The organism is Amycolatopsis sp. NPDC114505 (assembly GCF_055633615.1).
In genome coordinates this window covers 71,064-92,745 of sequence record NZ_JBVKDV010000004.1, presented here as the reverse complement: position 1 = coordinate 92,745, position 21,682 = coordinate 71,064, and the positions used below count along the sequence as shown (strand labels likewise).

General features: G+C 72.1%; 20 protein-coding genes. 9 read left to right on the top strand and 11 right to left on the bottom strand.

All coding sequences use genetic code 11. The annotated features are described in order from the left end of the window. Nucleotides 1-104: 104 nt before the first annotated feature. Complete coding sequence (locus tag ACZ7OU_RS38615) at nucleotides 105-623, bottom strand: ribonuclease FAU-1 family protein (protein WP_470259101.1); 519 nt, start codon at nucleotides 621-623, stop codon at nucleotides 105-107. A gap of 100 nt (nucleotides 624-723) precedes the next feature. On the opposite strand from ACZ7OU_RS38615, the gene ACZ7OU_RS38610 reads away from it, so the two are divergent. Genes ACZ7OU_RS38610 through ACZ7OU_RS38595 form a run of 4 tightly spaced genes read left to right on the top strand, consistent with a single transcriptional unit; the run spans nucleotide 724 to nucleotide 5,371 of the window. Next, entirely contained in the window at nucleotides 724-2,202 is a 1,479-nt protein-coding gene (locus ACZ7OU_RS38610) for a DUF5685 family protein (RefSeq protein WP_470259100.1), read from the top strand. Nucleotides 2,203-2,215: 13 nt separating this feature from the next. Next, a complete protein-coding gene (locus ACZ7OU_RS38605) occupies nucleotides 2,216-2,821 on the top strand; it encodes a carboxymuconolactone decarboxylase family protein (protein WP_470259099.1) in 606 nt (201 codons plus the stop codon). A 46-nt stretch (nucleotides 2,822-2,867) separates the two neighbouring features. Next, a complete protein-coding gene (uvrB, locus tag ACZ7OU_RS38600) occupies nucleotides 2,868-5,024 on the top strand; it encodes an excinuclease ABC subunit UvrB (RefSeq protein WP_470246400.1) in 2,157 nt (718 codons plus the stop codon). Continuing rightward, nucleotides 5,024-5,371, top strand: a complete 348-nt coding sequence (locus ACZ7OU_RS38595; RefSeq protein WP_470259098.1) for an MmcQ/YjbR family DNA-binding protein — start codon at nucleotides 5,024-5,026, stop codon at nucleotides 5,369-5,371. Before uvrB ends, ACZ7OU_RS38595 begins: the two co-directional genes overlap by 1 nt. Here the strand turns inward: ACZ7OU_RS38595 and ACZ7OU_RS38590 are convergent. Further along, nucleotides 5,368-5,757, bottom strand: coding sequence for a VOC family protein (locus tag ACZ7OU_RS38590; RefSeq protein WP_470246402.1), 390 nt, complete (start codon nucleotides 5,755-5,757; stop codon nucleotides 5,368-5,370). The two genes, ACZ7OU_RS38595 and ACZ7OU_RS38590, sit on opposite strands and share 4 nt — an antisense overlap. Nucleotides 5,758-5,831: 74 nt before the next feature. Next, nucleotides 5,832-7,223 (bottom strand): S28 family serine protease, encoded by a 1,392-nt coding sequence (locus ACZ7OU_RS38585; protein WP_470259097.1) that lies wholly within the window; start codon nucleotides 7,221-7,223, stop codon nucleotides 5,832-5,834. 226 nt (nucleotides 7,224-7,449) lie between these two features. On the opposite strand from ACZ7OU_RS38585, the gene ACZ7OU_RS38580 reads away from it, so the two are divergent. Next, nucleotides 7,450-7,953: an SRPBCC family protein gene (locus ACZ7OU_RS38580; protein WP_470259096.1), complete on the top strand. Its 504-nt coding sequence runs from the start codon at nucleotides 7,450-7,452 to the stop codon at nucleotides 7,951-7,953. On the opposite strand, the gene ACZ7OU_RS38575 is transcribed toward ACZ7OU_RS38580, so the two are convergent. Genes ACZ7OU_RS38575 through ACZ7OU_RS38560 form a run of 4 tightly spaced genes read right to left on the bottom strand, consistent with a single transcriptional unit; the run spans nucleotide 7,950 to nucleotide 12,980 of the window. Then, complete coding sequence (locus tag ACZ7OU_RS38575) at nucleotides 7,950-8,690, bottom strand: enoyl-CoA hydratase/isomerase family protein (RefSeq protein ID WP_470259095.1); 741 nt, start codon at nucleotides 8,688-8,690, stop codon at nucleotides 7,950-7,952. The genes ACZ7OU_RS38580 and ACZ7OU_RS38575 overlap by 4 nt on opposite strands. A gap of 32 nt (nucleotides 8,691-8,722) precedes the next feature. Beyond that, a complete protein-coding gene (locus tag ACZ7OU_RS38570; RefSeq protein ID WP_470246406.1) occupies nucleotides 8,723-9,196 on the bottom strand; it encodes a hypothetical protein in 474 nt (157 codons plus the stop codon). Next, on the bottom strand, nucleotides 9,196-10,119 hold the full coding sequence (locus tag ACZ7OU_RS38565) for an ABC transporter permease (RefSeq protein ID WP_470259094.1): 924 nt from the start codon (nucleotides 10,117-10,119) through the stop codon (nucleotides 9,196-9,198). Before ACZ7OU_RS38565 ends, ACZ7OU_RS38570 begins: the two co-directional genes overlap by 1 nt. Beyond that, nucleotides 10,116-12,980, bottom strand: coding sequence for an alpha/beta fold hydrolase (locus tag ACZ7OU_RS38560; protein ID WP_470259093.1), 2,865 nt, complete (start codon nucleotides 12,978-12,980; stop codon nucleotides 10,116-10,118). The genes ACZ7OU_RS38565 and ACZ7OU_RS38560 overlap by 4 nt, the downstream gene beginning before the upstream one ends. Before the next feature lie 304 nt (nucleotides 12,981-13,284). Between ACZ7OU_RS38560 and ACZ7OU_RS38555 the strand changes: the two genes are divergently transcribed. From ACZ7OU_RS38555 to ACZ7OU_RS38545, 3 genes are read left to right on the top strand one after another with little or no spacing between them, the layout of a single operon-like run. Continuing rightward, on the top strand, nucleotides 13,285-14,247 hold the full coding sequence (locus ACZ7OU_RS38555) for a TerC family protein (RefSeq protein ID WP_470246409.1): 963 nt from the start codon (nucleotides 13,285-13,287) through the stop codon (nucleotides 14,245-14,247). A gap of 52 nt (nucleotides 14,248-14,299) precedes the next feature. Continuing rightward, a complete protein-coding gene (locus tag ACZ7OU_RS38550) occupies nucleotides 14,300-16,243 on the top strand; it encodes a S9 family peptidase (RefSeq protein ID WP_470259092.1) in 1,944 nt (647 codons plus the stop codon). Next, on the top strand, nucleotides 16,244-16,888 hold the full coding sequence (locus tag ACZ7OU_RS38545; RefSeq protein ID WP_470259091.1) for an HAD family hydrolase: 645 nt from the start codon (nucleotides 16,244-16,246) through the stop codon (nucleotides 16,886-16,888). It begins immediately after the preceding gene. Here the strand turns inward: ACZ7OU_RS38545 and ACZ7OU_RS38540 are convergent. The 4 genes from ACZ7OU_RS38540 to ACZ7OU_RS38525 all read right to left on the bottom strand — a co-directional run bounded on the left by ACZ7OU_RS38540 (nucleotide 16,870) and on the right by ACZ7OU_RS38525 (nucleotide 21,044). Beyond that, complete coding sequence (locus ACZ7OU_RS38540) at nucleotides 16,870-17,526, bottom strand: RES family NAD+ phosphorylase (RefSeq protein ID WP_470246412.1); 657 nt, start codon at nucleotides 17,524-17,526, stop codon at nucleotides 16,870-16,872. The genes ACZ7OU_RS38545 and ACZ7OU_RS38540 overlap by 19 nt on opposite strands. A 51-nt stretch (nucleotides 17,527-17,577) precedes the next feature. Next, nucleotides 17,578-18,159 (bottom strand): MerR family transcriptional regulator, encoded by a 582-nt coding sequence (locus ACZ7OU_RS38535; RefSeq protein WP_470246413.1) that lies wholly within the window; start codon nucleotides 18,157-18,159, stop codon nucleotides 17,578-17,580. Nucleotides 18,160-18,668: 509 nt separating this feature from the next. Beyond that, nucleotides 18,669-19,646, bottom strand: a complete 978-nt coding sequence (locus ACZ7OU_RS38530; protein ID WP_470246414.1) for a LacI family DNA-binding transcriptional regulator — start codon at nucleotides 19,644-19,646, stop codon at nucleotides 18,669-18,671. Nucleotides 19,647-19,751: 105 nt separating this feature from the next. Further along, complete coding sequence (locus tag ACZ7OU_RS38525; RefSeq protein ID WP_470259090.1) at nucleotides 19,752-21,044, bottom strand: helix-turn-helix domain-containing protein; 1,293 nt, start codon at nucleotides 21,042-21,044, stop codon at nucleotides 19,752-19,754. 168 nt (nucleotides 21,045-21,212) lie between these two features. Here ACZ7OU_RS38525 and ACZ7OU_RS38520 point away from each other — a divergent pair, with 168 nt between their 5' ends. Further along, nucleotides 21,213-21,677: an MmpS family transport accessory protein gene (locus tag ACZ7OU_RS38520; protein WP_470259089.1), complete on the top strand. Its 465-nt coding sequence runs from the start codon at nucleotides 21,213-21,215 to the stop codon at nucleotides 21,675-21,677. The last annotated feature ends 5 nt before the right edge of the window (nucleotides 21,678-21,682 follow it).

Sequence of the window (21,682 nt, the reverse complement as noted above, 5' to 3'; positions counted from 1 at the left end):
TTCTCGATCCGTTTTCGCTGGATCGAGAATCCCGCGCCGCGCCGGTCCGGCACGTCGTCGAACCGGTCACCGTCGCATCCACCGTTCGGAGGATGCGGTGGCCCCTAGGGGTGCCGGCGCCAGGTCAGCGTGATGTCCTTCGTGGACAGCCAGGCGGTGAGGTCGTAGCCGTGGGCGGCCAGCCCTTCGACCGCCGCGTAGGTGGTCTCGAGCGCGTACTGCGCGTCTTCGCCGGTGACGAGCCCGGCGGCGTGGGCTTCGAGCAGCTCGTCGGTGTCGATCACGCGCAGCGACAGCTTGTCCTTGAGCACCAGGTCGACGTAGAGGTCGGTGGCGACCCAGCGCGGGCCGTCGCGGCGCACGCGGACGACGTCGAGGTAGAAGTCCTGGTCGCGTTCGTGGCCGGGGGTGAACCAGAAGTCGGTGAACCGCAGGCCGAGCCCGGGCACCAGCCACGACTCGAGGTAGTGGAACTGGGCGCGTCCGGGCGTGGGGCGCGCGAGGTACAGGCCGAACGGCTCCTCGCGGTACTCCTCGACCTCTCGGAGGATGCCCTTCGGGTCGATGTTCGCGCGCGCGGCGGGGTCGAAGATCTCGACCTTCGGCGGGTGCAGTTCGGCCATGGGGCTCATCCTGCCCGGCGGGTCACGAATCGCGCAGACGCGACGCGCGAGCCACACGTTCGGGCTAAGGTCTGCCGACTGTGTGTGAGGGGAGCCGGGCATGTTCGGAATCATCAGACCGTGCCGGCATCGGCTGTCCGAGAGCCTGCACGCGGACTGGCTGGCGCACTTGTGCGGGCTCTGCCTCACGCTGCGCGACGAACACGGGCAGTTCGCCCGCGTCGTCACGAACTACGACGGGCTGATCATCTCGGCCCTGGTCGAGGCGCAGACGCCGGGTGTCGGCGGGCGCCGTGACGCCGGACCCTGCCCCCTGCGGGGGATGCGCACGGCATCGGTGGCCCGCGGCGAGGGCGCCCAGCTCGCGGCGGCGGTATCGCTGGTGCTGGCCGCGGCGAAGGTGGACGACCACGTCGAGGACCGCGACGGCGCGTTCGGCCGCCGTCCGGTGGCGATGGCGGCGCGCCGGGTCGCGTCCCGGTGGGCATCGCAGGGCAGCAGCACCGGCGGCCGGGTCGGGTTCGACACGTCGGTGCTGGTGGAGGCCGTCTCGCGGCAGGGCTCGCTGGAGCATTCGGTCCGATTGGGCGACTCGGCGCTCCTCGCGACCGAGCCGGCGGAGGTGGCCACGTCCGCGGCGTTCGCGCGGACGGCGGAGCTGGCCGGACGGCCGGGCAACGTGGCCCCGCTGGCGGAGGCGGGCAGGCTGTTCGGCCGGGTGGCCCACCTGCTGGACGCGGTCGAGGACCACGCGGCGGACGCTGAGGCGGGTGCGTGGAACCCGTTGCGGGCGACCGGAACCTCGCTGGAGGAGGCCCGCCGGCTGTGCGATGACGCGGTGCTCGGGGTGGAGCTGGCGTTGCGGGAGGCCGAGTTCGCGCGGCCGGGTCTGGTGCACGCGCTGCTGGTCCATGAGTTGCGCCAGGCGGTTCGGCGCGCCTTCGGGCATGGTTCGGGACATGTGCATGGCGCGGGACATGGGCACGGTGGCATCGCCGGGCAGCAGCCGCCGCCCGGGTGGATCGGGCCGGGGCCGACCCCGCAGCAGCACCCGCACCAGGCGCCGCCGGGGTGGATCGGCCGGGGGCCGGCTCCCCAGCAGTACCCGCACCAGCCTCCGGGCGGTCCGGGATCCGGTGCGCCGCAGGGCTTTCCGCCGCCAGGTCCGGTTCCGCCGCCGGGTGCGCCCGGTCCGGGTGGCCCCGGCGGCCGAGGCCCCGGCGGGCCCGGTGGCCCCGGAGGTCCCGGCGGACCGGGTGGCCCCGGCGGACCGGGTGGCCCCGGCGGACCGGGTGGCCCAGGAGGTCCCGGTGGCCCAGGAGGCCCCGGCGATTCCGACGGCCCCGAATCGCTCGACGGCAAAGGCGGCGGCCTCTGGTACCCGAAGTTCGCCGTCCCGCCCAAGAAGCGCAACTTCTTCCTCGGCTGCGCGCTGACCCCCTACATGTGCTGCACCTGCCAATTCTGCTGCCGCGATCCCTATCCTGGGCCGTGGAGCGGGAAGCCGCACTCGACCGGGGGCTGCGACTGCTGCGACTGCGACTGTGGTTGCTGCGACTGCTGTGACTGCAGTTGCTGAAGGGGGACCGAAAATGACCATGGACGAGCTGCACGACCGGGGCCGCGAGAACTTCGCCGGGCTTGTCGAAGGCGGCGCGCAACGGCTCGACGCGTTGTTCGCCACCGTCCCGGCGCTGGGTGAGCTGGCGGTCGGCACCGTCTACGGCCACCTGCACGAACGCCCGGCGCTGGACGGCCGGACGCGGGAAGCCGCCACCCTGGCGGCGATCGTCGCTTCGGGCATGGTCGGCCCGCCGCTGAGCGTCCACCTCCGCACCGGCCTCGCCTCGGGGCTGTCGCCCGCCGAGGTCTGCGAGGTCGTCGTCCAGACGGCGGCGTTCGCGGGCTTCCCGCGCGCGGTTTCGGCCGCCGACCAGCTGAACCGCCTCTTCGAAGGCCACGGCCTCCCGATCCCGCCGCCGCCGTCGCCGCGTGAGGTGGTGCTGGCCTACCTCGCGGACCCCGGGACCGCGGTCGCCGAGGTGCTCGGGGAGTTCCCGCGCACCGAGGTCCAGGCGACCGGACCCGACCGGGTCCTGGTCTCGTGCTTCGGGGACGAGCCGGTGCCCGGGGCCGTCGTGCACTGCGCCGTGACCGGCGGCGAAGTCACCTCCGTCACGGTGTTCCGACCCCGCTGACCAGGCCCGACGGAAATTGTCGGTGGTGCGTCGTACTCTGGTCGACGTGGCTTTCGCAACCGAACACCCCGTGCTCGCCCAGTCCGACTTCCGGCCCGTCTCGGAGATCCCCCGGACCGGCGGCCGCTTCGAGGTGGTCAGTGACTACCAGCCCGCCGGTGACCAGCCGGCGGCCATCGACGACCTCGAACGCCGGATCCGGGCGGGCGAAAAGGACGTCGTGCTGCTGGGCGCCACCGGCACCGGCAAGTCGGCGACGACCGCGTGGCTGATCGAGCGCGTCCAGCGGCCGACGCTGGTGATGGCGCCGAACAAGACCCTGGCCGCGCAGCTGGCCAACGAGCTGCGCGAGCTGTTCCCGCACAACGCGGTCGAGTACTTCGTCAGCTACTACGACTACTACCAGCCCGAGGCGTACATCGCGCAGACGGACACCTACATCGAGAAGGACTCGTCGATCAACGACGACGTCGAGCGGCTGCGGCACTCGGCGACGATGAACCTGCTGTCGCGGCGGGACGTCATCGTGGTCGCCAGTGTCTCGTGCATCTACGGCCTGGGCACGCCGCAGTCCTACCTCGACCGGTCGTCGATGCTGAAGGTCGGCATGCAGCTCGACCGGGACGTCTTCCTGCGGGCGCTGGTGGACGTGCAGTACACGCGCAACGACATCGCGTTCGCGCGCGGCACGTTCCGGGCGCGCGGGGACACGGTCGAGATCATCCCGGCGTACGAGGAGCTGGCGATCCGCGTCGAGTTCTTCGGCGACGAGGTCGAGAAGCTGTACTACCTGCACCCGCTGACCGGGGACATCGTCAAGGAGGTCGACGAGGTCCGGATCTTCCCGGCGACGCACTACGTCGCGGGCCCGGAGCGGATGGAAAAGGCGATCCAGGGCATCGAAAAGGAGCTCGAGGATCGCCTGGCGGAGCTGGAGAAGTCCGGCAAGCTGCTGGAGGCGCAGCGGCTGCGGATGCGCACGGCCTACGACATCGAGATGATGCGGCAGGTCGGGTTCTGCTCCGGCATCGAGAACTACTCGCGCCACATCGACGGTCGCGGGGCGGGCACCGCTCCGGCGACGCTGATCGACTACTTCCCGGACGACTTCCTGCTGGTGATCGACGAGTCGCACCAGACGGTCCCGCAGATCGGCGGCATGTACGAAGGTGACATGTCCCGGAAGCGGAACCTGGTGGAGTACGGCTTCCGGCTGCCGAGCGCGGTCGACAACCGGCCGCTGACCTGGGAGGAGTTCTCCGACCGGATCGGGCAGACGGTGTACCTGTCGGCGACGCCGGGGCCGTACGAGATGGGCCAGGCGGGCGGCGAGTTCGTCGAGCAGGTCATCCGGCCGACCGGCCTGGTCGACCCGAAGGTGGTCGTGAAGCCCACCGAGGGCCAGATCGACGACCTGGTGCACGAGATCCGCGAGCGCGCGGAGAAGGACGAGCGCGTCCTGGTCACCACGCTGACGAAGAAGATGTCCGAGGACCTGACGGACTACCTGCTGGAGCTGGGCATCCGGGTGCGCTACCTGCACTCGGAGGTCGACACGCTGCGCCGGGTGGAGCTGCTGCGGCAGCTGCGGGCGGGCGACTTCGACGTGCTGGTCGGCATCAACCTGCTGCGCGAGGGTCTCGACCTGCCGGAGGTGTCGCTGGTGGCGATCCTCGACGCGGACAAGGAAGGCTTCCTCCGGAGCGGGACGTCCCTGATCCAGACGATCGGCCGCGCGGCGCGCAACGTGTCGGGCGAGGTCCACATGTACGCGGACAAGATCACCGACTCGATGAAGCACGCGATCGACGAGACCGACCGCCGCCGCGAGAAGCAGGTCGCCTACAACGTGGAGCGCGGGGTCGACCCGCAGCCGCTGCGCAAGAAGATCGCCGACATCCTCGACCGGGTGTACAGCGAGGCCGAAGACACCGAGCAGGTCTCGGTGGGCGGCTCGGGCCGCAACTCCTCCCGCGGCAAGAAGCCGGAGCAGGGCGACCGGGTCCGCAGCTCGGGGATGCTGGTCGACAAGGACGTCTCGGCGATGCCGCGCGCCCAGCTGGCCGACCTGATCCAGCAGATGACGGACCAGATGATGCAGGCGGCCCGCGACCTGCAGTTCGAGCTGGCCGCCCGGCTGCGCGACGAGGTCCAGGACCTGAAGAAGGAGCTCCGGGGCATGGACGCGGCCGGCATCAAGTAGTGAACGTCGAAGCCGTTGTCGCCTACTGCCTCGGCAAGCCGGGCGCCGAAGAAACCTACCCCTTCGGCGACCACGTGCTCGTCGCCAAGGTCGGCGGCAAGGGCTTCGCCTTCATCGGCCAGGAGGAGCCCGGCTCCGTCGCCGTCAAGTGCGGGTCCACCAAGGACGAAGCGGCCGAAGTCCGGGAACGGTACCCGGACTCGGTCACCGTCATGGACTACCTCGGCCGCTACGGCTGGAACCGCGTCGGGCTCGGCGCCGGGGTCCCCGACGCCGAGCTCGAAGAACTCATCGACGTCTCCTACGACGACGTCGTCCGGCGGCTGCCGAAAGCGAAACGTCCTTAGGAGGGCGCCGGCGCGTTCGAGTCCGGCTGCAGCATGCCGAAGATGTTGCCTTCGGTGTCCTTGACGTACGCCAGCCACCCGACGCCCGGCACCGGGTTCTTCGGCAGCGCCAGCGTTCCGCCCGCGTCGGTCACCGCGTCGAGCGACCGGTCGAGGTCGGCGACGTCGATCGTGTTCACGAACCCGTGCACCGGGGCCGTCTCCTCGGGCGCCGGGCCGACCCGCGGTACGAGGCCGCCGTCGATGCCGTCGCCCTCGCCGGTCGTGATCACCCAGTACGGGATGTCGCCCCAGCGCTCGAACTTCCAGCCGAACACCGCCGTGTAGAAGGCCACCGCGCGTTCGGGGTCGCCCGCGTGGATCTCGAAGTGGACAGGGCGAGGCATGCGCGCCTCCTCAGGCCGGGCCGTCAAGGTGCCGTGAGACTACGCCCGGCCTGAGGAAAGTCACAGCCGGGAAATTACAGCGGCGGACGCGCCGCAAGGGTGAGGTCGGCGTCGAAGTCCGGGAACCCGGCCGGGGCGCTGCGCGCCGTCAAAGCGGAAGCGGCCGGCAGTCCTGCCCAGCGCCGGACCGTCGCGGTCGCCGCGGCGGCGTCGGCCGCGGGCAGCTGCGCGATCTTCGACCCGTGGTTTCCGCCCGGTACGTAGTAGCGGTACGAGTCGCGGCTGCCGAAGCCCAGCTCGAACGGCTCGGCGCCCCACGGGTCGTTCGAGCCGTACACGAACAGCAGCCGGGTGCCGCGGGACTTCACCCAGAAGTCGATGTCCGGCATGGCCAGGTAGTCGAAACGCGGGATCTTCACCGACGACGGCACGAACGTCTTCGGCTGGTCGGCGCCGGGGTAGCGGAGCAGGTCGCGCAGGTAGCCGTCGTACGCCTCGGGCGAACCCAGCTGCGCGGCCGCCTGGTAGTAGTACGGGACGAACGGCTCGAGGTCCTGGTCCGAGTAGGTGTTGAGGCTCTCGACCTTCTCGTACCAGGCGTAGACGTCGGCCGCGGGCGCACCGGCCTTCGGGACCGTCGCGCAGTCCGCCTGCTTCTGGTACTGCCAGAACGCGAAGTACGAGTCGATCACCGAGATCTCGAGGGACTTGTCGGCCGAGCCGACGATCGAGAACGTCAACCCCCGGCGAGCCGCGTCCGCCGCCGCGATCACGCCCAGCTCGGCCCGCCGCTTGAGCGCGTCCCGCTGGATCGCCTTCAGCGCGTCCCGGCAGCCCGGGTCGTCGCCGACGCGGGAGAGGAACCGGTTGTAGACGTCGACCGGGTCGATGACGTCGTTGGGCGCGACGTACGGGATCGTCGCGTCGACGTCGTCGGGGAAGAAGCGCCGGAAGTACGTCGCGGTCATGCCGCCCTTGCTGCCGCCGGTGGCCAGCCACTTGCCCGGGTAGATCGCCTTGAACGCCTGCACCGCGCGGTGCTCGTCGGCTGCGGCCTGCCAGATCGTCAGCTGCTTCGCCCAGTTCTCCGGCTGCGGCCGCGACGGCGTGAAGTACCGGTACTCCATCGAAAGCTGGTTGCCGTCGACGATCTGCGTCGGCTCCGAGCGGTTCGGCGCGGTGCTGACGTTGTAGCCGCTGGTGAAGGCGACCGTCGGCGCGGCGAAGTCGCGGTGCAGCAGGGTGAACCGCTGCTGGAACGTGCCCGCGCCGGGGTGGCGGTGGTCGGCGGGCTGGGTGAAGGTCAGCTCGAAGAACCGGTACCCGGCCGGCGCCGGGTCCTCCTTGACGACCGTGAGCCCCGGTATCCGCGCCAAGGCGGTTTCGATGTCGGTCGCCGCGCTCGCGGCGGGCGCCAGGCCCACCACCATCAGCACGGCCGCCACAGCGGTGAACAGTCTGCGCATGGACGCACCCTCCCCGGCTTCGGATCCCACCGTGGGACCCTCACAGAACCGGCGGCGGTCGGCAATCGGCTGTCCGGGCGCAGAATCGGTCAGGTTCCGACTTTCGTCGGGTGGCGCGCGCGTCCTCCGCCGTGCGCAACCGCGGGCACCGTGCGAGTTGTCCGGCTGATCAGCGCCACGTTACGGTCCGAACCCGTAGGCACCGGCATCGAGCGAGGGGTCCGCCATGAAGGTTTCCGACTGCCCTACGACCCAGGTCGAAGTCCGCATCGCCGCGCGACCGGCCGAGGTCTGGTCCTGGCTCCTCGACATCGACCTGCCGGCCCGGTTCTCGACCGAGTTCCAGGGCGGGGGCTGGGTCGGGAACGCCGAGCCCGGCTTGGGCGCGCGGTTCCGCGGCCGCAACTCCCACCCGGTCGCCGGGGAGTGGGAGACGGTCTCGACGGTGACCGGCTACGAGCCCGAGCGGCTGTTCGCGTGGGCCGTGATGGACGTGACGAACCCGGCCGCGTCGTGGCGCTTCGAGCTCGTCCCCGACGGCGACGGCACGATACTGCGCCAGTGGGCGCAGATCGGCCCCGGCCCGTCCAACCTGACGGCGATCATCGGCTCGATGCCCGAGCACGAGGAGGAGATCGTCGCGATGCGCCTGGGCGAGCTGCAGGCCAACATGCAGAAGACGGTCGAAGGCATCAAGGCCCTCGCCGAAAGCGGGGTCCACGCCGCCTAGCGGAGCACCTTGTCCACATAGGACTTCACGGCGGCGAGCGCGGCGGGGGAGCGCCACAGCCGTTCGACCTCGGGGTCGTCGGTGTGGCGGTGCTCGGCGATCCGCTCGTGGAAGGGCTGGCGGATCTGGGCCTTGGTGTGCGCGAACGCCTCGGCGGGCAGCTCGCCGAGCCGGGTCGCGACGGCCAGCGCCCGCTCGAGCACGTCCTCCGGTGGAGCCAGCTCGTCGACCAGGCCGCGCGCCAGGGCGTCCTCGCCGCCGCACGTCGAACCCGAGTAGGTGAGCGCCGGCAGCGGCGCCGTGCCGTAGGCGCAGCGCAGGATCTCCAGCGCGGACAGCGGGAACGGCACCCCGACCAGCAGTTCCGTCACGCCGATGGCGCCCGGTCCGAGCACCCGGTGGTCGCAGGCCGCGGCGAGGACGGCGCCGCCGGCGATGGCCGGCCCGTTCAGCGCCGCGACCACCGGACGCGGGAAGCCGAACACGGCCAGCAGCGCGTCGGACAGCAGCGGCAGGAACTCCGACACGTACGCCGCGCCGCCGTCGTGGATCCGCTTGAGGTCGACCCCCGCGGAGAAGATGCGCCCGGCGCCGGTGAGCACCACCGCACGGGCCTGCGAAGCCTCCTCCAGCCGGAACACGAGCTCGCGGCAGGAGTCGCTGTCGAGGGTGTTGGCCTTGCCGTGGTCGAACCGCAGCACGGCGACGTCGTGGTGGTGCTCCAGGGTGATCGGCACGCGCCCGACCGTACCCCGGCGAGGCGGTCCGCTCAGGTCCTGGCGCTCAACCGGACGACGCCGAAGTGCTCGCGCCGCACCAGCTCGGTGACCTCGTCGAGCGTCGGCAGGCGGCCGGCCGGGAACTTCAGGCCGATCTGCCGCGCGGCCCCGCGCAGCCCGAGTTCCGTGATCCGGTCCAGGTAGAGCCGCACCACGGCGGCCTCGTCGTCGAGGAGCACGCCGCGCATCGGCGTGGTCCGCCCGGCGAACGTCACGTCGGCGTCCGCGCCGCCGGTGAAGTTCAGCCGCCAGCCGGCGGGCGTGAGCACGTACCGCCCGCCGGCGTCGCGGTGCGCGGTCACCGGGACCCGGTAGCGGCGTCCGGACCGGCGGCCGGTGAAGGCGAGCAGCATGAACTCGCGCACGCCGCGCCCGAGCGGGCTCGGCAGCAGCGCGCGCAGCACCCCGTTGAACGCCTTCACCAGCGGTGCGGGCGGCTGGTGGCCCTCGACCACGGCGGACATCAGCTGGTGATGTCCTTGCGGGCGAACCGGCGCCCGGCGTAGAGGAAGAACACCGTGCCGTAGATGACCGCCGAGAGCATGCCGCTCGCCAGGTTCGTCCAGTCGACGTCGGTCGAGATCAGGTCCATCCACGAGAACGCGTAGTGCGTCGGCAGGTAGTTCCGGAGCCCCTCCAGCGCCGTGATCTGGTCGAGGATCTGCGACAGGATCGCCACCAGCACCGCGCCGCCGACCGCGCCGAGCGGGGCGTCGGTCGACACGCTCAGCGCCAGCGCCAGCCCGGCCACCCAGGCCAGCTGCAGGATGATGTACACAGTGGACAGTGCGATGGCCAGCAGGCTGTCGCCGAAGGACACCGCGTCGCCGGTGGGACTGATCGCGTCGCCCGCCCCGTACCAGATCACGCCGACACCGAGCGACACCAGCGGCAGCAGGATCAGCGCCGCCGCCGACAGCAGCCCGGACACGATCGCCTTCTGCCGCAGCACCCGCTGCCGCGGCACCGGGATCGCCAGCAGGTACTTCAGGCTCGACCACGACGCCTCGCTCGCGATCGTGTCGCCGAAGAACAGCGCGACGATCATCGGCAGCAGGAACGTCCCCGACACGAACAGCGCCAGCACGACGAAGTTCGGCGCGGACGCCGTGGCCAGGTCGACGAACCCGCCGCTGCGCCGGTTCGGGTTCGACTGCCCCGCCTCGAACGCGAGCACCAGGATGAACGGCAGGATCGCGACGAACCCGAGCAGGAACTGCGTGCGCCGCCGCTTGAGCTGGCGCCGCAGCTCGACGCCGAGCCGCAGCGTCCGCCGGGCTTGGTAGCCCTCGACGGCGCCGTCCGGCCCGACCCCGGCGTGCTCGTGCGACGCGACGTCGCTCAGCTCGTCCAGCGCGTGCGGGTCGGTGTGCACACCCTCGCTCATGATTCCTCTCCGACCAGTTGCAGGAACGCGTCTTCCAGCCGGCGCCTCGGCCCGGCCTGCTCCACGGCGACGCCGGCGCGGACCAGCGCCGCGACCGCCTCGGCGCGCGGCATCCCGTCGAGGTCGGCGTGCACGAGGTCGCCGTCGACGTCGACCGAGGTGACGCCGGGAGCGGCCTTCAGCGCCGCGGCGGCGGCTGCCGGATCGTCGACCCGGAACGTCGCCTCGCCGCCGGCCGCGGCCAGCTCGCCGACCTCGCCCGAGGCGACCAGCGCGCCGCGGTGCATGACCACGACGTGCGTGCAGGTCTGCTCGACCTCGGCCAGCAGGTGGCTGGACACGACCACGGTGCGGCCGGTCGCGGCGTAGCGCTGCAGCACCTCGCGCATCTGGTGGATCTGGGGCGGGTCGAGCCCGTTGGTCGGCTCGTCGAGGACCATGAGCTCCGGCAGGCTGAGCATCGCCTGGGCGATCGCCAGCCGCTGCCGCATGCCCTGGCTGTAGGTCCGCACCCGGCGGTCGACCGCCGCGCCGAGCCCGGCGATCTCCAGCGCCTCGCCGAAGTGCGCCTTCTCCGCCGGCCGTCCGGTGGCCGCCCAGTACAGCTCGAGGTTCGCCCGGCCGGATAGGTGCGGCAGGAACCCGGAACCCTCGACGAACGAGCCGATGCGCGAGAGCACCGGAGCGCCCCCGGTGATCTTGTGCCCGAAGACCCGGATGTGGCCCCTCGTCGGCGTGATCAGGCCCATCAGCATCCGCAGCGTGGTCGTCTTGCCCGCGCCGTTCGGCCCGAGCAGGCCGAGCACCTGGCCCGGCTCGACGCGGAAGGACAGGTCGTTCACCGCGACGAACCCGCCCGGGTACTCCTTGCGCAGGCCTTCGATGACCAGCGGGGTGGTGGCGAGCTCGGGGTCGATGTCGGTGGCCCGGCGGCGGCGCAGCACCGCGAAGAGCACCGCGGCCACGGCGATCGCGAGCGTCACGCCGATGCCCACCAGCTGCCCGACCGGGGCCGGCGAGCCGACGGACGTCCCGGGGACGACCGGCACGGCCAGCGCCGTCCCGCCGGCCAGCGCGACCCGGAACACCGCGGGCGCGGCCGGGGTCGCGAACGCCTGGTCGGTCGTGCCGACGACCAGGCGCAGCGAGTGCCCGCCCTCGATCGGCCGGACGACGCCGGGCAGCGTCACGGTGACGTCGACCGGGGTGCCGTCGGCGGGCAGGCCGCTCACCCGGAACGGGGCGATCGCGTTCGCCGGCAGCACCCGCGAACCGTCCTGACCGACGTCGTAGAGCTTCGCGAACAGCACCGCGTCCGGCTGCGGGTGCGCCGGGTCGGCCGCGACCCGCAGCCGCACGGTGGAGGAGCCGCTGACGACGATCTGCCCGTCGACCGGCGCGGTCGTGAACTGCGCGGCCTGGCCCGGCGGGTCGTTGCTGAACAACGCGCCGAGGCGCGACGTGCTGCTCGCGACGCCGTTGAGGCCGGGGATCCCGCTCACCGCCGAGGGGTTCGCCCCGGCCGGGCGCACGATCGACTGGGCGGGCCCGGCCATCGCCAGCAGCCGCCGTTCGGTGGCCGGACCGGTGAGCCCCGGGTAGGTGGCGGCGTTGACCGTGCGGACCGACGGCGTTCCGTTGGCGCGCAACGTGCCCTGGACGTCGTAGCTGAACCCGGTGCCCGGGTCGCCGCCGTCGACGGCCGTCCAGAGGAAGTCGGCGATCTTGCCGCGCAGCTGCGGCCCGGGCTTGCCGCCGTCGTGGCCGCCGGTGTACCAGATCGTGCGCACCTTGCCGCCCGCCGCGGTGATCTGGCGCGCGGTGGCGTCGGACTGGTCGAGGCCGAACAGGGTGTCGCTCTCGCCCTGGACCAGCAGGGTCGGGACGGTGATCTTGCCCGTCACCGAAACGGGGGAGACGCGGCGCAGCAGGTCGACGCTCGCCTGGCTCGCCTGACCGGTGGTGCCGAGCTCGGTGTAGGCGCGGCAGACGGCGGCGGTGAACCGGCCGCACGGGTCGGCCGGCGCGCTCTGGCGGCCGCCGCCCGCGCCCGGGGGCACGGCGGGGACGGCGGCCGCGGCAGCGCCGGCGGCTCCCGTCGAGCCCGCGTCCGTCTGCTGCCCGGCTTCCGGCGCCTCGGCCGACGGCGAGCCGCTGGAGGCCGCGCCGGAGCCGGCCGAGAAGAAGATGCCGGCCCAGCTCTTCTTGAACACGCCGTCGGTCGCGAAGGCGCCGGCGGCCGGGGTGCCCGAGGCGGTGAGGCCGGGCGTGGCCGCGTTCGGGACCAGGCCCTGCGCGAGGTCGTTGTAGGTGATCACCGGGGCGATCGCGTCGACGCGCTTGTCCGTGCCGGCCAGCAGCAGCGAGAGCGCGCCGCCGTAGGAGGCACCGGTGACGGCGACCTTCGGGTCACCGCCCGCGTCCGTGGTCACCTGGTGCTGCGCGACGAGCCGGTCGATCAGGCGGCTCGCGTCGGCGACCTCGCCGTCCGGGTCGTTGAGCCCGATCTTGCCGGTACTCTTGCCGAACCCGCGCGCGGACCACGTCATGACGACGAAGCCCTTCCGGGCGAGTTCGCGCGCGTCGTCGGCGACGCTGTTCTTGTCGCCGCCGAAGCCGTGCGCGAGCAGCACCGCGGGTGCGGGCACGGTGGCGGGCAGGTAGGTGGTCGTGTCGATCTTGACCTGCTCCGCCGAACCGGGGGCGGCGGGCATGTCGATCAGCGCGTCCTGCGTGGGCACCGGCGCGGGCGCGGCCGGGCGCGTGATCCAGAAGACCGCGCCGGCGGCCAGGACCACGACGACGGCGGCGAGCGCGGTGAGGCGGGCTCCGCGTGTTCGCGGGAGCGGGAGTCGGGGCACGAGGTGACCGTATGTGAAGTTTCCTGAGAGTGCCTTCAACGGCTCACATCGATCACACGCTCGTGACCGCCTGGTGGACCGAGGTGACCGAAATTACAGGACCAACCTGGTGACGTGGGCGATTCCGGCTGGCGCTTTGCCGGGGAGAACCGGCAAACTGGACGCGCTGTGAGGGGAGTATTCCTTCGCGGCGGTGTCGTCAGCACGGTGGCCCTGCGCCCCCGGCACCGTCGGCCGGTGGTTTCACCGGCGGAAGAGACCTCCGGTTAGTTGCTCATGCGCACTATCCGGAGGTTCTGGTTCCATGAATGTCCCCCTGTGGCTGTGGATCGCCACGATCGGTGGCCTGCTGGTGCTCATCGCACTGGACCTGGTCATCGTCGATCGCAAGCCGCACGAAGTGACCACGGGGGAAGCCGCTCGCTGGGTGATCTTCTACGTCTCCTGCGCGGTCCTCTTCGGTGCGGGCGTGTGGTTCTTCGCCGGGCACGAGCCGGGCGTCGAGTTCTTCACCGGGTACATCACCGAGTACTCGCTGAGCGTCGACAACCTGTTCATCTTCATGATCATCATGGCGTCGTTCAAGGTGCCCGCCATCCACCAGCACCGCGTGCTGCTGGTCGGCATCCTGCTCGCGCTGGCCTTCCGCAGCGTCTTCATCGCCATCGGTGCCGCGCTGATCGCGCAGTTCGTCTGGGTGTTCTTCCTCTTCGGCGCGATCCTGGTCTGGACCGCGGTCAGCATGCTGCGCAACAAGGGTGAGGACGAGGAGTACCACGAGAACGCCGTCACCCGGCAGGTGCGCAAGTTCGCCCCGGTCACCGACGACTACCACGGCCACCACTACACGGTGAAGCTGAACGGCAAGCGGATGATCACGCCGATGCTGCTGGTGATCGTGGCCATCGGCTCGGCCGACCTGCTGTTCGCGGTCGACTCGATCCCGGCGATCTTCGGCATCACGCAGGAGGCGTTCCTCGTCTTCACCGCCAACGCGTTCGCGCTGATGGGCCTGCGGCAGCTGTACTTCCTGCTCGGCGGGCTGGTGACGAAGCTGGTCTACCTGACCTACGGCCTGGCGGTGATCCTCGCCTTCATCGGCGCGAAGCTGTTCCTGCACGCCCTGCACGAGTACCACGTCGTGCCGGACTGGCTGGACATCAACAACTGGGTCTCCCTCGGCGTCATCATCGTCGTGCTCACCGTGACCACGGTGGCGAGCCTGGCGAAGGCCCGGCGCGACGAGCGCAAGCAGGTCGCCGCGTAAGTCCCGACGAAGGTCGTTCGCAGGGCTAAGGATTTCCGGTACGGTCGAGGACGTGCGTCCTGCCGACATCGAAGACCTCGTCGTCCCCGGCCGTCCCGCGCTGCGCGGGAACCTGCTGCTCACCGCGCTGAAGAAGCCCGATCTGAAGACGAACGCCGGGCACAGCTCGCTGCGGCGCGTCTCGCTCGACGGCGGCGAGTCCGCGTGGACGCACGGTCCGCGCGACTCGGCGCCGTCGATCTCCCCGGACGGGCGCTGGGTGGCGTTCCTCCGCTCGGGGGAGGGCAAGGGCGCCGACGGCAGCCCGCAGCTGCACGTCATGCCGGCCGACGGCGGTGACGCGCGCCGGCTCACGTCGCTGCACCTCGGTGCCGGCGAGCCGGTGTGGGCGCCGGACTCGCGGCGGATCGCCTTCACCGCGCGCGTGCCTTCGGCCGGGCGGTACGGGACCGAGGACGCCGACGGCGAGACGCCGGAGCCGGCCGCCGAGGCCCCGCGCCGGTTCACGCGCATGGACTACCGGATCGACGACATCGGGTTCCTGCGCGACCGCACGCAGCGGCTGTTCGTCGTCGACGCCCTCACCGAAGACCCGGCGGACCCCGAGCCGCTGACCGGCGACGGGTACGACGTCACCGGCCCGGTGTGGACGCCGGACGGCACCCGCGTCGTCTTCACCGCGCCGCCGGACTGGGGCGCGGCCGAGAGCGACTTCCGCGACGTCTGCGCGATCCCCGCGTCGGGCGGCGAGCCCGAGCTGGTCGTGCGGGGCGAGGGGTACTCGGAGCGCCCCGTGTTCGCCGCCGACGGCACGCTGTTCTACTTCGGACAGTCCTTCGAGGAGCACCACGAAGCCGGGATGACCGGTCTCTACGCGGCGACGCCGGAGTTCGGCGCCGGCCCGGTGAAGGCGCGCCGGCTCACCGACATCGAAACCGTCGACTGCGAGGCCTCGGCGGGCCCGCCGGCGCCGCGCGAGGGCGACGTCCTCGTGGCCGTCCGCAACCGCGGCGCGGTGGAGCTGCGCGCGGTGGCCGTCGACGCCGCGGACGCCCCGCTCGCCGACCTGCCGGTGGTCTACGCGGACCGCACGGCGCTGCGGGCGTTCACGCTGGAGGGCTCGGTGCTGGCGGCGGTGATCGCCACGCCGGACACCGCGGGCGAGGTCGTGCTGCTGCGCGACGGCGGCCCGCAGGTGCTGACGGACTATGCGAAGCCGTTGCGCGACAAGGGAATCCGGCCGATGATCGAGCTGGACACCACGGCGCCGGACGGCTACCCGGTGCACGGCTGGCTGGTGCTGCCCGAGGGTGACGGCCCGCACCCGGTGCTGCGCGTGGTGCACGGCGGCCCGTTCACCCAGCAGGACTGGGCGGTGTTCGACGAGGCGCAGGTGTACGCGTCGGCGGGCTACGCGGTGGTGCTCGGCAACCCGCGCGGGTCGGCGGGCTACGGGCAGACCCACGGCCACGCGATCACGCACGCGTTCGGCACGGTCGACGTCGACGACGTCCTGGCGCTGCTGGACAAGGCCCTCGAACGGCCGGACCTGGACGCCTCCCGCGTCGGCATCATGGGCGGCTCGTACGGCGGGTTCATGACGAGCTGGCTGGCGGCCCACCACGGCGAGCGCTTCAAGGCGGCGTGGAGCGAGCGCGCGGTCAACGCGTGGGACTCGATGGTCGGCAGCTCCGACATCGGCTACACGTTCGTCGACGCGTACATCGGCTCCGACCCCGAGGTCCAGCGCGACCGTTCGCCGCTGTCGTACGCCGCGCAGATCAAGATCCCGTTCGTGGTGGCGCATTCGGAGCAGGACTGGCGCTGCCCACTGGAGCAGGCACAGCGGATGTTCGTGGCCCTGCGGCGCGCGGGCGCACCGGCGGAGTTCGTGCTGTTCCCGGGCGAAGGCCACGAGCTGTCCCGGTCGGGTAGGCCGCGGCACCGGGTGCAGCGCTTCGAAGCGATCCTCGAGTGGTGGGGGCGGCACCTGTAAGTGCGCGGCCTGGTCTGCTTCGACGTCGACGGCACGCTGGCCCCCGGCCCGAGCTCGTGCGCGTGGGTGGCCGCGGTGCTGGGGCACGAGGCCGAGCTCGTCGCGGCCGAAGCGGCGTACGACGCGGGCCTGATGACGAACCAGGAGGCGTCGGTGATCGACGCCCGCGGCTGGGCCGGGCACGCCGAGGCCGAAATCGAGGCCCGGCTGGAGTCCCTGCCGCTGGTCGAGGGGATCGCCGAGACGGTGGCCTGGTGCCGCGAGCACGACCTGCGCCCGATCCTCACGACACTGGCGTGGACGCCGGTCGGGCGCATGCTCACCGGGCGGTTCGGGTTCGCCGCGTACTGTGGGCCGGTGCCCTCGGCCGACGGCGGCCGCTACACCGGCGACGTCGCCGAGCACCTCGACGAGTACGGCAAGCGGGACTTCGCGCTGGCCCAGGCGCGCCGGTACGGCGTCACGCGCGAGCGGTGTGTCGCGGTCGGGGACGGCCGGTCCGACCTGCCGCTCTTCGCCGCCGTCGGGATGAGCATCGGCTTCAACGCCTCGCCGGCGGCTCGCGCCGTCGCGACCCACGTCGTCGACTCCGGCGACCTGACCGCGATCGTCCCGCTGCTCGAAGCTCAGTTCAGCAGCGTGTAGTTCAGCTCTTCGCAGACCCGGCCGAGCGGGACGTCCAGGCCGGGGTGGTCGAGCGGCAGCAGCACGTCCGGCGCGATCGGCAGCGCCGCGCCCGCCGGCGGGTCCCACAGGCAGATCGCCGGGTCGCCGGAGTCCATCGAGGAGCGGTACCAGAGGCCGTCGAGGTCGCTGAACGCGCCGCGGATCGCGCGGGCCCACGACTGCGTCAGTTTCTTCGGCCCGCTCGAGATCTCCTGCGACGCACCCACCCGCGTCGGCCACAGGCTGGTCAGGTCGAGCAGGCGCAGCGTGCGCGTCGGGCGGACGACGACCAGCCGGGGGCCGCGTGTGCGGCGATCGACCGACGAGCTCGTCTGGAAGACCTCGGCGACCGAGGTGCGCACCGTGAGGCCGAAGTAGAGGACTCCGTTCGCGGGATCGGTGACCGGCGCGCCGCCGCGGCCGGGCGACTGCTGGTCGAACCGGCCGTGCGGGAGCGGGCCGGTGTAGCGGAACGAGTTCCACTGCTGGGGGTGGTTGCCGTGCGCGGTGAAGATCCGTACGAGCCTGGTCGTGGGCTGGACCGTCACCACGTCATTGGCGCGGTTCAGCTGCCGGACCAGGACGGATCGGGCGGGCGGCAGCGGGAGCCGGGCCATGGGTCGGGGGTGGTCCGTCCTTGTCGGTGATCTTGCTCGGGGGTGTCCAGCCTAGAACGGCGAGCCGAGCGTGGCGATGAGGCGGGCGACGTGGTCCGGGTCACCCCCGGAAAGGAGCCATTGGCGCGGGGTCGCCGGGTGCTCGTTGATGACGAGGTCCGCCTGCGGAGTGCTCATGAACGCGGCCACGACGAGCGCGGGCTGGTCTTCGGGCAGGGCTTTGAGCACGACTTCGAGGCCGGGCAGCACACCCGAGCCGGCGAACTGCCACGCCGGCAGCCGCCAGCCGCCGTCCTTCCAGCCGGTCAGCCTGCCTTCCTTGAGGCGGTGGCGGATCCGGCTGTCGTCGACGCCGAGGGCCCTCGCGGCCTCGTTGACGCTGAGCGCACCCTCGGCCAGGACGGCATGGGCGGCGACGGTCCGCGCCCGGAAGTCCGGTTCGCCCTCTTGGCGAGGCGAGAGATCGAGGCCGACATCGGTGAGCGCGGCGCGCTGGTCGGCCGAGAAGTAGTGCGAGGGATCCGGATTCGGCGGGGACAGTCTGCGCGCCGCGTCTTCGACGAGCGTGAGGAACTCGTTCGCGTCGACCTTCAGGCCCGCCTTGGCGAGGATGTTCTCCAGCGCTACAGACATGTGGCTCAGGTTAACCCGAAACAGCGCGCGTGTGCGGGTTCGTGCGGTTTCTTGCCCTGACTGTGGGTGAATTCACCAGAGATCGACACTTACCGCACATTACCCAACACGTTGAGTAGGCAACTTCCGGTCAGTCTGACCGCATCGGACGACATTGTCCAGGCTTGACAGTGTGCGTTCCCGGCCTTACGTTCCGTGTGAGTAAACGATTTCCGCTCCGTGCTCACAGGATCCGGCGGGTTCGCGCCGGCCATGGGGGACACAGGGGGTGGGGCGTGCCTGGGGGGCCCGGCACGAGCCGGCCCCCAGGCACGTCGCTCCACCCACCGCCACGGCACGAGCCGAGTCGACCTTCCAATCACGCGAGTTGACCCTTCAATCACGCGTGTCGACTCCCCAGTCACGGATGTCGGCCTTCCAGGTACGCGTGTCGTCCGTCTGGGTACGCGAGTCGTCCATCCAGGTACGCGAGCCGGCATTTGCGGCGTGCGGACCGGTGGCCGCCCGGGTCAGCGGCGGGAGCTCTTCCGCTCGATCAGCCGGGCTTCGAGCGTCGTGGTGGTCGCGTCGCGGGTGCTGTCGGTGATCCGGGCCAGCAAGAGCTGCGCCGCCACGCGGCCTACCTCGTACGCCGGTTGGGCTACCACCGTCAGCGGGGGGTCGATGAGCGTCGTCCACGGGGCGTCGTCGAACGAGACGATCCCGACGTCGCGCCCCGAACGCAGGCCGCGCGATGACAGCGCCTCCAGCACTCCGATCGCCATCGTGCTGTTCGCGACCAGGAGCGCGTCCGGCGGGGACGGCTCGTCGAGCAGCTCCAGTGCCGCCACCCGGGCGCCCTCGGCGCGGTATTCCGCCCGCCGGGACACGACGTTCGCTTCGCCGACGACGTCGGCGTATCCCGCCAGGCGGTCGTCGGCGGTGCGGACGCCGGCGGGTCCGGTCAGGCAGCCGACCCGGCGGTAACCGCCCGCCAGCAGGTGGCGTGTGGCTTCGGCGGCCGCGTGGCGCGTGTCGACCAGGACCTGGTCGCCCGCGTCGGCCGGCAGCGGGCGGTCGACGGCCACCAGCGGCGTGCCCTGGCGGCGCAGGCCCTCGACGTTCGTCGACCGGCCGGTGGGTGAGAGCACCACCCCGGCGACCCGCTCCTGCAGCGCGACCTCGATGTAGCGCCGCTCCTTGTCCTCGTTCTCGTCGGAGTTGCAGAGCACGACGGAGTAGCCCGACCGCTGCGCGAGGTCCTCGACGCCGCGCGCGATGGCCGTGAAGAACGGGTTTTCGACGTCGGAGATGATCAGCGCGAGGACGGCGGTCTCCTGACGGCGGAGGTTCCGCGCCAGCCCGTTCGGGTGATACCCGAGCTCGGCGGCCGCCTCCTGGACGCGCGCGGCGAGCATCGGGTCCACAGTGGACTTGCCGTTGAGCGCGCGCGACACGGTCGCCGTGGAGACGCCGGCCCTGGCCGCGACGTCGCTGATGGTGGCCACACGCCCTCCCTGATCACTGGTCGAAGGGAGGATAGCGCTCTTGGTAGTCGTTTACCGTCCGCTTACCCTCTCGGGTGAGGGCCCACTTCCGGTTGCCCGCACGGGTTACGCCGAACGGAGTCGATCACGCACCGTCTCGTCCACAGTGGAGGGTCCTTGGAAGTAGACGCGCGGGGTCAGGCCGGTCAGTGTCCGGCAATCGCGGCTGAGGTGCGCCTGATCGGAGTAACCCGCGGCGGCGGCGAGCGCGGCCAGCCCCGCGACGCACGGAGCCAGCGCGACGGCACGCTGGAAGCGGGCGACGCGAAGGTAGGTGGCCGGCCCGTACCCGACGGCTTGGACGAACCGCCGCCGCAGCCGCCGCTCACTCACGGCGAAGGGCTCTTCGACCCGCGCGGCCACGACATCGGGCGCGGCCCGGGTGGGGTCGGGCCGGTCGATCAGCGCGGTTCGAGCGACGCCGGCCGGGGCGCCATGCGGGGCGAGGAGCGCTTGGACCTGCGCCGGGTCGACGCCTTGCCGGGCGAGGGCGGCGGTGATTTGGGCTGGGCCTGCGCCGCCTCGGGTGAGTGTGGCGGCGATTTGGGCCGGACCTGCGCCGCCTCGGGCGAGTGCGGTGGCGATTTGGGCTGGGCTGGCGCCTTGCCGGGTGAGTGTGGCGGCGATTTGAGCGGGGCCGGCGCCTTGCCGAACGAGGACGGCCGCGATTTGGGCTGGGTCGGCGCCGCCGTGGGCGAGCAGGGCCGCGATTTGGGCCGCATCCACGCCGCCCCGGCTGAGCTCCGCGGCGATTTGAGCGGGGCCGGCGCCTTGCCGGGCGAGCGCAGCCGCGATCGGTGCCGGGTCGACGCCGCCCCGGGCAAGCACTCCGGCGAACGCCGCCGAACGCCCACCTCCCCGCCCGACCACGGCCGCCGCCCCCGCCACCATCGCCCCCGCCACCATCGCCGCTGCCTCCGACACCCGCGCCGCCCCCGCGTCCATCTCCGCGATCAGCGCCGCCACCGCCGGATCCGCCGGTGGTACCTCCGGCAACCGCGACGCAACCGCTTGCGCCGGCGTCAGCTCGCCCGACAACAGCCTCTCCGCCAGCACCTCCCCGGCCCGCCCCCACAGCTCACCCAACGGCACCCGGCGGTCGTGCAGCTCGTCCGCCGCCACGCCGAGGACCGCCGACGCCCGGCCCGGCGTGAACCGCACCCCTCGGAGCTCGGCTCCCGGCCGGGTCACCGAGGACCACGCCGACGTGTCCGGGCCCGCGATGAACACCCCGCCGTCGCCGACCACCAGGTCCAGGCAGCCGTCGGGGACTATCCGCTTCGGTCCCGCCGAAGCCGATCGCCACACGCAGCGCGCCACGCCCGCCAGTGCGCCGGGGGGTGCCGTCTCTTCGTACACACCCCCGATGATGCACCTCGGGTCCGACAAAACCGCGGGCCGGACCCGGGCACCCGATTGGGTGAAAGTTGGACATCTCGCGAACGACGGCTAACGCGCAGTGAGGTCACGGCGAGATAGAGGTCGACGCACTCGACGGAAGTGCGCGCGACGAGAGAAGACCTCTCCATGGGTGTTCCCACCGACCGTGACCGCCCGCGCCGCGCCAGGGCGGCCGGCAGTGTCGTGGTCGTCCTGGGCGTGCTCGCCGCCGCCGTCGCGGTGACGGCGTTCGTCGTGCCCCGGTCCTCGCGCGGGCCCGCCAAGGCGGAGCCGGTGGCCGCGCCGGTCGTCGTGCCGGCCGCGGTCGCCACCGCGAGCCACTCCGTCGTCTACGAGCTGCTCGGCGCGCACGGTGCCCAGGACGTCACCTACGCCGCCGCGGGTTCGGCGCTGGCCCAGCAGCCTGAGGTGACGACGCCCTGGTCGGCGGAGTTCACCCGCGTCGGCCCGGCCGGGCGTACCGAGTTCTACAGCATCGCCGCCCGCAACCCCGGGCCCGGCGAGCTGCGCTGCCGGATCGTCGTCGACGGGGTCGTCGTCGCCGAGAAGACCGTCGCCGAGCCGGGGCGCCAGTTCAGCTGCGCCGTCTAGCAGGG

Coding starts and splice junctions, on each gene's coding strand:
- ACZ7OU_RS38610 (WP_470259100.1), top strand. CDS start 724: ATGTTCGGAATCATCAGACCGTGCCGGCATCGGCTGTCCGAGAGCCTG.
- ACZ7OU_RS38585 (WP_470259097.1), bottom strand. CDS start 7,223: ATGCGCAGACTGTTCACCGCTGTGGCGGCCGTGCTGATGGTGGTGGGC.
- ACZ7OU_RS38535 (WP_470246413.1), bottom strand. CDS start 18,159: ATGTCTGTAGCGCTGGAGAACATCCTCGCCAAGGCGGGCCTGAAGGTC.
- ACZ7OU_RS38540 (WP_470246412.1), bottom strand. CDS start 17,526: ATGGCCCGGCTCCCGCTGCCGCCCGCCCGATCCGTCCTGGTCCGGCAG.
- ACZ7OU_RS38565 (WP_470259094.1), bottom strand. CDS start 10,119: ATGAGCGAGGGTGTGCACACCGACCCGCACGCGCTGGACGAGCTGAGC.
- ACZ7OU_RS38520 (WP_470259089.1), top strand. CDS start 21,213: ATGGGTGTTCCCACCGACCGTGACCGCCCGCGCCGCGCCAGGGCGGCC.
- ACZ7OU_RS38615 (WP_470259101.1), bottom strand. CDS start 623: ATGGCCGAACTGCACCCGCCGAAGGTCGAGATCTTCGACCCCGCCGCG.
- ACZ7OU_RS38570 (WP_470246406.1), bottom strand. CDS start 9,196: ATGTCCGCCGTGGTCGAGGGCCACCAGCCGCCCGCACCGCTGGTGAAG.
- ACZ7OU_RS38555 (WP_470246409.1), top strand. CDS start 13,285: ATGAATGTCCCCCTGTGGCTGTGGATCGCCACGATCGGTGGCCTGCTG.
- ACZ7OU_RS38580 (WP_470259096.1), top strand. CDS start 7,450: ATGAAGGTTTCCGACTGCCCTACGACCCAGGTCGAAGTCCGCATCGCC.
- ACZ7OU_RS38605 (WP_470259099.1), top strand. CDS start 2,216: ATGACCATGGACGAGCTGCACGACCGGGGCCGCGAGAACTTCGCCGGG.
- ACZ7OU_RS38590 (WP_470246402.1), bottom strand. CDS start 5,757: ATGCCTCGCCCTGTCCACTTCGAGATCCACGCGGGCGACCCCGAACGC.